13 protein-coding genes and 2 pseudogenes are annotated in these 11,374 nt (G+C 40.4%); 6 read left to right on the top strand and 9 right to left on the bottom strand.

The genetic code is table 11. The annotated features are described in order from the left end of the window. Positions 1-163: 163 nt before the first annotated feature. From EKM83_RS12425 to EKM83_RS12390, 8 genes and pseudogenes are all read right to left on the bottom strand, one after another. Positions 164-823: a FadR/GntR family transcriptional regulator gene (locus tag EKM83_RS12425; protein WP_071665520.1), complete on the bottom strand. Its 660-nt coding sequence runs from the start codon at positions 821-823 to the stop codon at positions 164-166. Positions 824-837: 14 nt separating this feature from the next. Next, positions 838-1,374, bottom strand: a complete 537-nt coding sequence (locus EKM83_RS12420; RefSeq protein WP_071665521.1) for a cob(I)yrinic acid a,c-diamide adenosyltransferase — start codon at positions 1,372-1,374, stop codon at positions 838-840. Between the two features lie 100 nt (positions 1,375-1,474). Then, positions 1,475-1,750 carry a hypothetical protein gene (locus EKM83_RS12415; RefSeq protein ID WP_008210697.1) on the bottom strand — a complete coding sequence of 92 codons (276 nt, stop codon included), beginning with the start codon at positions 1,748-1,750 and terminating at the stop codon, positions 1,475-1,477. Between the two features lie 166 nt (positions 1,751-1,916). Then, positions 1,917-4,166 carry a ribonucleoside-triphosphate reductase, adenosylcobalamin-dependent gene (nrdJ, locus tag EKM83_RS12410; protein WP_040537491.1) on the bottom strand — a complete coding sequence of 750 codons (2,250 nt, stop codon included), beginning with the start codon at positions 4,164-4,166 and terminating at the stop codon, positions 1,917-1,919. Between the two features lie 237 nt (positions 4,167-4,403). Beyond that, the gene (locus EKM83_RS12405) at positions 4,404-5,327 is read right to left on the bottom strand and encodes an IS30 family transposase (protein WP_047021683.1); all 924 of its coding nucleotides are present in this window, start codon (positions 5,325-5,327) and stop codon (positions 4,404-4,406) included. Between the two features lie 100 nt (positions 5,328-5,427). Continuing rightward, positions 5,428-5,580, bottom strand: a pseudogene (locus tag EKM83_RS12400) (DNA adenine methylase); the annotation flags it as partial. 148 nt (positions 5,581-5,728) lie between these two features. Next, a complete protein-coding gene (locus EKM83_RS12395; RefSeq protein WP_071665523.1) occupies positions 5,729-6,310 on the bottom strand; it encodes a recombinase family protein in 582 nt (193 codons plus the stop codon). A 106-nt stretch (positions 6,311-6,416) separates the two neighbouring features. Continuing rightward, positions 6,417-6,779, bottom strand: coding sequence for a hypothetical protein (locus tag EKM83_RS12390; protein WP_047021676.1), 363 nt, complete (start codon positions 6,777-6,779; stop codon positions 6,417-6,419). A gap of 60 nt (positions 6,780-6,839) precedes the next feature. On the opposite strand from EKM83_RS12390, the gene EKM83_RS12385 reads away from it, so the two are divergent. Further along, on the top strand, positions 6,840-7,178 hold the full coding sequence (locus EKM83_RS12385; RefSeq protein ID WP_080952783.1) for an ArsR/SmtB family transcription factor: 339 nt from the start codon (positions 6,840-6,842) through the stop codon (positions 7,176-7,178). Between the two features lie 29 nt (positions 7,179-7,207). On the opposite strand, the gene EKM83_RS12380 is transcribed toward EKM83_RS12385, so the two are convergent. Next, positions 7,208-8,350: an AlbA family DNA-binding domain-containing protein gene (locus EKM83_RS12380; protein WP_047021677.1), complete on the bottom strand. Its 1,143-nt coding sequence runs from the start codon at positions 8,348-8,350 to the stop codon at positions 7,208-7,210. Between the two features lie 204 nt (positions 8,351-8,554). Here EKM83_RS12380 and EKM83_RS12375 point away from each other — a divergent pair, with 204 nt between their 5' ends. From EKM83_RS12375 to EKM83_RS13605, 5 genes and pseudogenes are all read left to right on the top strand, one after another. Further along, on the top strand, positions 8,555-8,641 hold the full coding sequence (locus EKM83_RS12375; protein ID WP_153152501.1) for a putative holin-like toxin: 87 nt from the start codon (positions 8,555-8,557) through the stop codon (positions 8,639-8,641). A gap of 279 nt (positions 8,642-8,920) precedes the next feature. Next, positions 8,921-10,312 carry an MFS transporter gene (locus EKM83_RS12370; protein ID WP_047021678.1) on the top strand — a complete coding sequence of 464 codons (1,392 nt, stop codon included), beginning with the start codon at positions 8,921-8,923 and terminating at the stop codon, positions 10,310-10,312. Further along, complete coding sequence (locus EKM83_RS12365) at positions 10,312-10,974, top strand: HD domain-containing protein (protein ID WP_047021679.1); 663 nt, start codon at positions 10,312-10,314, stop codon at positions 10,972-10,974. Before EKM83_RS12370 ends, EKM83_RS12365 begins: the two co-directional genes overlap by 1 nt. Beyond that, positions 10,964-11,169: pseudogene (locus EKM83_RS13565) on the top strand (S-adenosyl-L-homocysteine hydrolase); the annotation flags it as partial. The gene EKM83_RS12365 and the pseudogene EKM83_RS13565, both read left to right, overlap by 11 nt. 81 nt (positions 11,170-11,250) lie before the next feature. Next, positions 11,251-11,374: IS3 family transposase (locus tag EKM83_RS13605; protein WP_016374491.1), on the top strand; the 124-nt coding region annotated here is incomplete at its 3' end.

The following is an 11,374-nucleotide window of genomic DNA, read 5'->3' as shown; positions in this document are numbered from 1 at the left end:
CTTGGTAAGATTTATTCCCCTCATTGACCAGTTGTGCTAGTGCGCCACGTTGAAAACGTGATAAAGTAGATGTACCCAAAGTAATCACTCCCTATATTGGTTGGAATTAGCTACTACCATTGTAAGTGATTGCTTTGGGCTTTTTAATTTCTGTTCGGATTAATTATAGAATTTGCCTCCACTGGATTGCAAGGTGAACATCCTGCTGTTCAATGGCTTTTAAAATGTTTTGATGAATGATGGGCTGATCACTGTGAAATTTAAGCTCGATAAACTGCTTACCGAAGCGATCGTTGAATGACTGCCAAAAGTGTTCGTAAATTGTCGCAATCACGCTGTTATGGGCGGCTTCAATAATTGCTTCGTGAAATTTTTCGTCCGCCTGACGATAGGCTTCGATTGAATGACGTTTGGCAGCTGCCGCCCGAATTTCGAGATAATAGCCCAGGGCCTTCAAATCGGTTGCGTTCCGGTTCAGGCAGGCAAGGTTGACGATGCTGATTTCCAAGGCCTTGCGGGCTTCGTAGGCTTCAATTGCCGGCGCTTCCCGTAACGCTTTTGAAATGGTTGGGTCGGGCAGGGTGTCGTGGATTACGGTGGTGCCCTTTCCCTGAATAACCTCGATTAAGCCGAGGTTGGCGAGTACTTTGATAGCTTCGCGGATTGTTGAACGGCCGACATTGTATTGCGCCATTAAGTTCGGTTCGGTGGGGAGCCGATCACCAACTGCTAATTCGTGGTTTAAGATGGCGGCTTCGATTTCCTGGGAAACCTTATCCGCTAAACTCTGGGACTTTGATTGATTGTTCTGGATGGTTGGCACTTCCTAACACCTCATTAAAGCTTACTTTTTTCCTCGTCATAACCTTCCAACAAGTTGGCATAACGAGCTAATGCAAATAGATAGTCTGAAAGCCGGTTCAGATATTCGAGAATTTCTTCATTCAATGGCTGGGCCTTATCGTTGAGTTCAACGACTAATCGTTCGGCCTTCCGAGCTAATGCCCGGGCATACTGCAACGCGGCCCCTGACGGGTTACCACCAGGGAGGATAAACGCTTTGATTACAGGTAATTTGGCCATGATGGCATCGATTTCGGTCTCTAACTGCTTGGTCTTCTCGTCAGTAATTTCATGGTGGCGCTTGACGGTGATGTCCGCTTGCAGTTCGTAAAGGTTGTGCTGGATGAGATTAAGTTTAGGCGCTAATTCTTGAGCTTTGGGTGACAAGATTGAGATCACATAACCCAACCAAGAGTCCAGTTCATCGATGGCCCCAAGCGCTTCAATCTGTAAGTCATACTTTGGGACCATTCGACCGGTGACCTGCTTGGTTTTACCGTGATCACCGACTTTAGTGTAGATTTTTACCATGTGTGTCGCTCCTTTGGATGTAAGGGTCAGTAGATTTATCATAAGCTAATTTTGCGCATTTTGCGATAATTAATTTTGGAAAATGAAAAATTTGTGGCACCTAATGAGGCTGCCGACCGGTAATGATTGCCTGCACAAATGCAGAAAGGCGCTCGTGGCCCATCATAAATAATTTAAAATGGAGAATCCGCATTTCGCCCTTTTCCCGCCGAATTTCGTGATGGTATTCGCGGTTGATTGATTTAATCCGGCGTTGTTCTTCTCGAGGGGAATTTTGCGGGTCGGGCGTGTACGTGCCAAACACGGATTTGTCGATAAAGCGAATATTGCGAAGAAACTCCTCACGCTGTTTTTCCGTCTTCTTGAATGGGTTCAAATGATTACCTCCTCACATAATGGTAATTTAACGCTGCTAATCGCGACCGTCAAGCGCCCAGGACGGGTTTTCGCCAAACAAAAACGGAAACCTTTGGTCAGATTTCCGTTCTTGGATCACCGCCGTAAAATGGGTGATTGGATGATTCAAATTTAAAAGATCATTATTACTTAATTGGGCAGGCGCCGCCTTCACAGTCGGTTTGACCGATAATTTCGGCACCCTTTTGATCATGGTTACCGCTCAACTGTTCAAATGTCCGTTGAACGTCACCGTGGATCTGCATGACCTTTTCTTCGTAAACTTTTGGCTCGATTGGTTCCTTAGGAGCTTGCTTGAATTCGTTACCAACGTAAGGCAATAACGACGTTGACTTAGTGGTGAAGCGGTACTGCTTCATCAGTGGGGCAATCTGGTCGCCTTCATCTGGTTGGAATGTAACGGTACAGCTAACCGCGTTATCGGACCAGTAAGTCTGCAGGAATGCCTGGGTGGCAAATTGTTCAGCAATCGAAACGTTCCCAGCTGAAGCAAAGGCTTTGCTGTCAGCGTGAGCAGCGCGGATTGGGAATTCAGCAACCATGGTGTTCTTGGAGTAAACGTCCTTTTCAACGTGGTAGCCGCAAGCTTTCAATGCTGGCAGCAACGGATCAGAATCTTGGAACCGGATTCGTTGAATCAGGTAAGGGGCGTAGTGGAAGTGCATGCCTTCCGAAACGCCGGCTAATTTAGCAACGGTCCCTGATGGCTTAACGGTTGTGTGTTTGAGGGAGGTGTTGCAGCCTAGTTCATCTGAGTAGTCCTTATCAGCTTTCACAACGGCCTTGTATAAACCATCAACCATTTTAACCGCACGTTTGTCGTAAATCGGCTTCTTGATTGCTTCGCCGGTTTCAGGATCCTTGGCGTCTTCGTAACCAACAACGACCCGGTTACCTAATTCGCTTAAAATCCAGTCTTGAATCCCGGACATTGAGATACCAATCCGGCGATTCTTCTTGATTGCTTTACGAGAAACTTCCCAGTCGTATGGGCTGAAAGTAACCCGTTTGGAGAAACGAGTCCCCAAAGCAAAGGCTTCATCGAGGTCCCAATTTTGCTGGCTGGCAACGTAAGGGAAGACTTCAAAGAGGTTACATGGTTCACCGTTTGAAAGTGAAATTTCACCACATGGGTTAGTCCCCTCAACGTTTGGATCGATGTCCTTTTGCAAGCCGTCGATTTTCCGGCCGTAGTTCTTGGATAATTCCAAGTTCACGATGCCGGGTTCGCCATTATGTTGAATGGAATCGGCGATTGGGCCGTAATTGCTGAATTTTGAGTCAACGGCAACACTGTTGTTAGAAGCCCAACGGTGATGCATGAGCTTTTCTTGGTCCTGCTTCATGGTGATGAAATCCTCATCATCGGCGGAGCCCAATGCTAATTCGGCAGAACGGCGAACGTTTCCGGCAACAACGGTCTTACCAATCATGTTGCCAATATCGGTCATGTCAACGGATGACAAGTGACGACGAACGCGGGCGTTCAAAATCTTGTTAATGTCAAATAGCATTTCAATGAGCGGCATTGGACCAGAGGCAGTTCCACCAAAGCCCTTGATCTTAGCACCCTTTTCACGGATGTCACTCATATCAAGAACCAGGTTCTTTTGACCCTTTGGATTAGTTGAAGCAAAGTGCAGGTCAATCAGATGCGCATTTGAAAGAACCCAGCCTTCGCGGGTATCGGGCAGGCGATAGTAAGCTGCATCGGTAATTGAATGCTTCTCAAAGTAGGCGTCCTTGTCAACGGCCCCCATTTTGAGGGAAGCATCATAGGATTTACTATTCTTGTCAATCACGATGGTTAAGTTGACTTCGTTGTTGACCAACGGAATCTTATGAACGTTTTCTTTAACGACAGAAAAACCGACACCGCCGCCCTTCATTAATTGGTCAAACATGAAGGAGTATGGCATTGAAACGGCTGGCTGATCCTTCTTCAAATATTCGGGCATAATGTGGCTGTCACCGTATGGTTGTGGGCGAATGCCGATAAACCAACAGTTGTTCAGGGCATCTCCGTTGCGAGCCTCATAAGGGGTTCCTGAGATCCACAGGTTTCGACCTGATGGGGTGGCAGCAAGGCCGTAGATTAATTTGTAAAGCTTCTTGGCTTCGTCGGTTAATTCACTGACTACTTGGGGATCCACATTGTTTTGGTGAAGTCGTGGGTCGAGGTTGATATTGCCCTCGACAACCCGCTTAACGGTTTCGTCCCAGTTCTCTGTCCGCTGCTTCTCTGGGATCCAACGGGCGTAAGTTCTCTTATATGTAACCCAGCCTAATTCGCCCCAGTGCGGTGTGATTTCGCTTTTTACTCGATTTATAAATTCATCAGATAGTGAAACTGATGAAAGTTTCATTGCTTGCATAACGATTCCTCCCGTACTTTTCATAAGTATTTCTTGTACTCATATTGACTTTGTTTCAGTCGCTTTTGATCGATTCGACACTATATATAGTATCTCGATGCGGACTGATAAGCAATATATTGTGCCTAAGAGAAATCGTCAGATGAACCGATGAACCGCGAGGCGACAAGGCTTGGCGTGGATAAAAAATATTTTGGGTTTAAAAATGGCAGATTGCAAGAAATAACTTGAACAAATTTAGTAACGCAGATCACGCAAAAAGATCTCAATCGGTGTTCGCCAATTTAAACATTTGAGTGGTCGGGAATTCAAATACCAGTTAATTTGAATCAATTCATCATCGGTAATCTCATCAATCGGTTGACCTTTGGGAATGAAGCGGCGTAGTACTCGGTTGCGATTTTCATTACTGCCTCGTTCATGTGGCGAATAAGCGTGCGCAAAGTACAGCGGAACACCGGTCTGTTCTTCAATCAAATTGTAGTTGGCGAATTCTTTCCCATGGTCAACAGTAAGGGTCTTGAGATTATCTCCTAACTGGTTAGCCATTTCTAAAATAGCCTTGGTCATTGAAGTACTATCTCGTCCATTAAGCCGTTTAACGATGGTAAGCCGACTCTTACGCTCGACAAACGTAGCTACTGCTTGACCTTTACGTTTTCCAGATAAAACTGTATCAGCTTCGAAGTGACCTGAAGTATTACGATCAGAAATTTCAGCTGGACGATCTTCGATGGAACGTCCATGACTAAAAGTACCACGGGTTTCTTTAGCTCGTTTGCGACGAATACCATGGTCAGGTAAATCGGTCACATTAATATCCAGTAGTCCCTGATCAATCCAGTTATAGATGGTTTTGTAGGCAATTCTAACTACATGAGCCACTTGTTCAATTGACCATTTTTGGATCTTGATTTTTTCTTCAATCAATCGCTTTAGGTTAGTCGTTAAGATGGTTTTACGACCACGATGACTAAGTTTAACTTCATGGTCAGTTTGAGCCTTAACTGCGTGATACTCACCAGCTAAGCGATGAACCTCATTAAAGATAGTGGTTTTACTAAAGCCTAAATAATCGGCAATATATTGAAGTGAGTGCTTTTCATGATGAAGTGTTTCGATGACAACGCAGTCTTCAAATGATAAAATAGTGGTGCTCATAAAGGTCCTTCTTTCTAGTGGAATGTTGTGGTGACACCATTAAAGACCTTTATGGGTTTTTCTGTCCACTAATATGTTCAACTTAAATTTTACAATCTACCATATCCAAAAAAACAGCGCCCCCTCCCACGAATGGTTCGTAATAATTTTTAATTTTTGACGGCAAATAACGTTTTATCTCTGGTAATAATTGTCGCTTTCCCCCAGCCCATTTGACAAAGGGCTTAACTAAAGGATTCTTGTGTATTGTCATTATATAAGTTCTCCTTTAGATTCTAATTTTTAATTTAAATACTAATTAAAGATGCGACCAACTTCCAGTAGCATCATTTTTAAGCATTTGTTATTTTACGCCTGTTTCAGGGCTTCTAATCTATTCTGATTATCTCATGTAAACCGGTTCAATGCACATCGAATTTCTTTCGGTATCTGATAAAGGTTGTCCGTTTAATCCCGGTATTACGGGCAACATCTACATCACTCATGCCCGTCTGGTAAAGTTTAAAAGCATGTAGTAAACGGGGATCATCTTCGGCATATTGAGGTTTCCGACCATGATATTTACCCTGCTGTTTAGCGAGGGCAATCCCTTGTTGCTGCCGTTCAATGATCCGCTTACGTTCGCTTTCAGCTTGATATTTATACAGTTCAATAATGAGATTCGTCATGACCTGGCGTAAATTAGGATCCGCAATCCCTGTCATGGACGGCAAGTTTAACACATCTAGGGTGGCCCCCTTATTTTGAATGGTGTTCATGATCTTAGTTAAGTCCTGGTTGTTTCGGCCTAAGCGATCTAATTCAGTGACCAGGACAATATCACCCTCGCGAACATAGGCGAGCATTTTTTGCAGTTCTGGCCGATTAGTGTTAGCTCCACTTAATTTATCCGTAAATAATTTATCAACGCCTTTTAAGGCCGCTAGCTGTCGATCTAAATGTTGCTCTTTGGAACTCACACGAGCATAACCAATTTTAGCCATTGTCAGCACTTCCTTTTGGACAGTTCTAATGAACATTTGTAATTCCTAGTATAGCACAGAATCAAAAAAGGCCACTAGGGTATACCCTAGTGGCCACTTTGATTTTCTACTTACTAATTTCAACTTTCAAAAAGCTTATTTTATTTTGTTGGCTAAATTGGTATTGATCAAAGCCATGAAGCGCAAATAATTTACCATTCCTTTTGCGACCGGCAACAACCCATTCAGTCTTGTATTCATCGTTATTAGGACTGATACAACATAAATGGCGTAGTTCCTGATTATCTTTAAAAAAGTTCTCAAAGAAACTAGCAATCTTAGCTGTATTATCAGCAACAACCCCATTAGCTCCCTCAACAACAGCATCATTGGAAAATAAATTGATGATTTCGTTTAATGCTTGGTGATCACTAGAAGCTAAATCTGATAGTTTAAAGTAATGTTCAATTATTTCTAATTTTTGGTTCATAGCAGTTCCTTCTTTCAATTGTTTAGTATATACTAAACAATTGAAAAGTAAATTATCTTAATGGGAAGTGACAAGAAGGTGACAGATACTGTTTTTACTAACGCTGACATCGACAAATTAACCCTTACTCAAATATTGAAATCACTAAGTGACCCCACTCGGATAAAAATTGTATCCACACTATTTAAAGAAAACCAAGAATGTTCCTGTGAAATTTTTAGTGACCTAGGCAAGAAAAGCAACTTGTCACAACATTATAGGAATCTACGACTAAATGGTTTAATCTCAATTAGACATTCAGGTGTTCATAGTTATCTAACCTTACGACAAGCAGAATTGAATCGACGATTCCCTCATTTATTAAAGACTATCGTTTTTGATTATCAATTAGGAAACTAGTTTAACCTCCGCAGGTTAACGCATAGCCTTCATTTATTTATTGTTTTATTTATATATCGAGTTAACTTTATTTGACTGATCATAGACGAAAAAGTGTGCCTTTCCACATATTTTTTACCGAACGTGGTTGTTAAATGTTTGTTTAGCTCTTTTACTTCTTTATCTTTTGGAGAAAAATCAATTTTTTTGCTTTCTATTTCCGATTCGATTAGTTGTTTTTGTTTGTCATCGCTATACTGTACTATAGAATTAAAATAGTCATCGATCGTAAATGTACCTGTAGCATGTCGTTTTTGATAGTTAACGACATTACCTACTTTTTCTCTAAGGCTATTGGCAAAATAATAATAGTAATATAAATCCTTTATTTTAGAAATTTCAGGATAAATTACAAATCCCCTACCACCATCTAAAGACATGCCTGTTAAAGGATTCATTACATCTTGTTGATTATATTTTAATGAAACAGAAGACCAGAATATTTGGGGATTGGGTAAGTTTACGCTAAAGCTTTCAACCTGTATAGAAGTTTCTTGGTCTTCCCTTTCTTCTATCTCAATGCAAAAATTGGGATCTATATTATAAACAAACTTTTCTGGGTCACCATCATGCCATGACCAATTACAAATGTCATCTAATAAGTACGGGAAACGATCTTTGGGTTTTAAATCGAGGTGGAAATGTTTCTGCCACAATTTTTCCATAGTTTTGTAAGGAGGAACAGATTGAAATCCAAAATCAGAATCTTTATCTCTGAAGAATATAGTCCCCTTGCTAATTGGCCTTCCCTTTCCCTTAAAATCGTCTGCTAAATAAAAGGGGACTTGATCACTATCTTTGATTGTAAGAATATTCACTATTTTGCCATCAACAGGTAGTTTATTGAATATAACGTCTGGAATGGAATCATTGGCAAAATGAACGTGTGTTAAAAAATCGGTGATCATTTGTTGGTTCTTTTGGTTTTTATCTTCATCAGTTATGCCAACAACGTGTTTACTATCATCGATTCCATATATCAAATAGCAATCTTTATGGTGAGCTGTGTTAGCAAAACTTAGAATATCTTTTAGAAGTTCACTATTTGTGTTCTCCCAGCGTTCTTTAAAATCGTAAGTGTCAGTTTCGTGTTGATTTGATTTCAGAATTTCAGATAGTTCAGATATGTTCATGTTTTGCCTCCATAATAATAACCCTTTGTAATTACTTACATGCTTGGTAGATTCCTAGTTTGCCTGTATAATTAAAGTTTGTAGAGAAGTTAAGGCGGTGGCTATTTCCGATCGGAGGTGGTGCTTATGGTGTTAAACCCTTAAAGCCCATAAATCCTAACGAAAGGAGTAGCCTAAGTGTCCGTTGCGGACGCTTTACAATTAATGCTGGCTTTCGGTACCTTTATCGTAGCCTTAATCGCATTAATTGTTGAGCTGATCAAAAGTCAGCAAAAAAATAATCCGTCTTAGCTTTTGGCAGGGCTAACGGATTATTTAATCTATTATTAAACTTTGCCACCGTCTTAAACGGTTCTACATGGGAAGTCCTGTTCTAGCGGGGCTTCCTTTTTCTGTCTACATTATAGCATGCCTATAACGGACTTGCGACTATTTTAAGTGTAGTTTCTCAAAGGCTAGAGAAACAATTGTTCGTTTTTGAAAATATGTAGGAGCAACGGCCTAAGAACCATATATAGTGGTATAATATGTGATGAAAAAACTACATGTAGTGTTTGGAAGGTGCAATTCTTGGTTCAAGAGAAACACAACAAACTATTGAGCGCAATAATTTCGATTGGTCTTTTAAGCTTTTTAGGAATAGTGGTTGAAACAGCGTTAAACATAACCTTCCCACAATTAACAACGTATTTTTCTATACCTATCAGTCAAGTTCAATGGTTGACTACTGGATATATGCTAGTCTCAACTAGTTTGATTCCATTGGGTTCATTCTTTTTAAGACGGTTTCGTGTGGTAACTTTATTTAGAGTTTCGTGCTTAAGCTTTTTAGTCGGTACGTTGATTGCAAGCTTTTCCAACAGCTTTAATTTAGTTTTGCTAGGCCGCTTATGTCAAGGCATTGCTGATGGAATCGCGTTACCGTTGATGTTTGCTGTCGTACTAGATCAAGTGCCAAAGAAAAAAGTTGGCACTTTTATGGGGATAGGTAGCTTAGTTATTGCCTTTGCACCAGCAGTGGGGCCCATATATGGTGGCATAATTCAGGACACATTAAATTGGCATTTTCTATTTATAATTTTAATACCAATTATTATGGTTACCTGGCTGCTTGGTGAGCTTAGCATTGAACAAAGTTCACCGGTTCATTACGTTCCCTTTGATGTCCGTGGGGGCATTTTCTTGGCCATTTTTTTGACAACGACGTTGATGTTTATTGCTAACTTGACTGCTAACAGTAGCTCTTTTAAATTGTATTTGTTTTTACTAGGAACAGCTTTTTTTAGTGGCTTACTTTTCCTTCTTAATGAGAAGCATAAGAGCCATAAATTATTGGAATTAAGTCTCTTTAAAAACAAACGCTTTTTGCAGTTGTTAAGTGCTTTTTTTCTATTGCAATTCAGTTCTTTGAGTATGTCATACTTAATCCCTAATGTGCTACAAATACTTTTTGCCCAGTCACCTGGTTTGGTAGGTTTTCTAATTGCTCCTGCCGCTGTGATTGATGCAGTGCTATCGGTGGTTGCTGGTATTATTTACGATAAAACTGCACCCCGCTTACCCATTATAAGTGGCTGTATAATCATTGGACTGACCTTTTTGGGCGCCAACCTATTTACACCAAGTATTGGCGGGCTGGTTTTAATATATATGCTTTTTATGGTGGGATTGAGCTTTAGCTACAGTAACATCATGACCTATAGTTTGTCTCAATTACCTGCTGGGTTAGTAAATGATGGTAATTCGATTTATATGACGGTTCAAGCTTATTCAGGAGCAGTTGGAATTGCAATATCGTCCTCTATTGTTTCTTTATTGCAGAAACAACAAGGGAGTGTAATTTCAGGGACAAAATGGGGGTTAGCAATCAATTTCTTGATTTTGTTTTTTGTTGCCGTATTCACAATTTCTCTATGCTTGATAGCTTTACGAAATAAAGTAATTAAAGGAGATAAAGAGTAATGAGTTTAGATGATATAAAATCATTTTCTAAAGAAAATATGGCCTTTGATCCAACTGGGCATGATTTTCTTCATGCCCAAAGAGTGGCTAAGTTAGCTCAAAAAATATATACAGAAGATTTTAAAAAAGATGAAACTGATATTGGTCTGTATGTTGTGAAAGCAGCTAGCTATTTGCATGACACCATAGACGAAAAAGTCACTGCAGATAAAAAGAATAGACTGAGAGAAGTACGAATTATACTTAGCCATGAGAATATTGCAACTCCGGCTAGAGAAGACATTTTAGATATTATCCAACATATGTCATATTCTGACAACATTGAACACCATTACCAGCTTTCTAACGAAGGTAAATGTGTTCAGGACGCTGATAGACTTGATGCACTAGGTGCAATCGGCATAGCACGTGCATTTGCTTACGGCGGGCACGCTGGACAGGAAATATACGATCCCAAAATATCAGTGAAGGAAATCAAAACACACGATGATTATCGCCATCACAAAAGTACAACCATCAATCACTTTTATGAAAAGCTACTGAAATTAGCAAGTTCAATGAATACCAGAATGGGAAAGCAAGAAGCCAGTCGTCGAACAAAGTATATGCGTGATTTCTTATCTGAATTCCAAATGGAAACAGGTGTAAAAGATGAGACATAATGAGTATCTATTAGATAAATCGTATTTCGAAAAAGTCGCTGCGCTTTTTAATAAAGGACAGTCTGATCCCCAAAAAATCCTGTCGTAGAGCACGCTGTGATTAACAGTTTGGATTTTATAGACTATTTATGTGAACACTACGAAGTGTACTTTATACCCAAGCCCAAAAGTATCGATCGTAAAGTCCTTAAACATTGGATGTAAGCTGATTCCTGAGACAACTTTTAAGAGAGCGTATAATGAATAAATCATCTCTCAAAAGGAAGGAATTTTTACATGCCAACTCGTTACGACAAAGAATTCAAACAAAACATTATCAACCTATATAAGCAAGGCGAATCAGCTGCCCAACTGGCCAGAGAATATGGCATTGGCTATTCAACAGTTCATAAGTGGATCC

It is taken from the genome of Levilactobacillus angrenensis (genome assembly GCF_003946085.1).
In the GTDB taxonomy this organism is placed as follows: domain Bacteria; phylum Bacillota; class Bacilli; order Lactobacillales; family Lactobacillaceae; genus Levilactobacillus; species Levilactobacillus angrenensis.
The sequence above is the reverse complement of the archived record's forward strand: the minus strand, read 5'-3'. Positions and strand labels throughout refer to the sequence as shown.

Excerpts from the sequence above, each read along its gene's own strand:
- nrdJ (WP_040537491.1), bottom strand. The coding sequence starts at position 4,166 with ATGCAAGCAATGAAACTTTCATCAGTTTCACTATCTGATGAATTTATA.
- EKM83_RS12390 (WP_047021676.1), bottom strand. The coding sequence starts at position 6,779 with ATGAACCAAAAATTAGAAATAATTGAACATTACTTTAAACTATCAGAT.
- EKM83_RS12365 (WP_047021679.1), top strand. The coding sequence starts at position 10,312 with ATGAGTTTAGATGATATAAAATCATTTTCTAAAGAAAATATGGCCTTT.
- EKM83_RS12380 (WP_047021677.1), bottom strand. The coding sequence starts at position 8,350 with ATGAACATATCTGAACTATCTGAAATTCTGAAATCAAATCAACACGAA.
- EKM83_RS12395 (WP_071665523.1), bottom strand. The coding sequence starts at position 6,310 with ATGGCTAAAATTGGTTATGCTCGTGTGAGTTCCAAAGAGCAACATTTA.
- EKM83_RS12405 (WP_047021683.1), bottom strand. The coding sequence starts at position 5,327 with ATGAGCACCACTATTTTATCATTTGAAGACTGCGTTGTCATCGAAACA.
- EKM83_RS12375 (WP_153152501.1), top strand. The coding sequence starts at position 8,555 with ATGCTGGCTTTCGGTACCTTTATCGTAGCCTTAATCGCATTAATTGTT.
- EKM83_RS12420 (WP_071665521.1), bottom strand. The coding sequence starts at position 1,374 with ATGGTAAAAATCTACACTAAAGTCGGTGATCACGGTAAAACCAAGCAG.
- EKM83_RS12385 (WP_080952783.1), top strand. The coding sequence starts at position 6,840 with ATGGGAAGTGACAAGAAGGTGACAGATACTGTTTTTACTAACGCTGAC.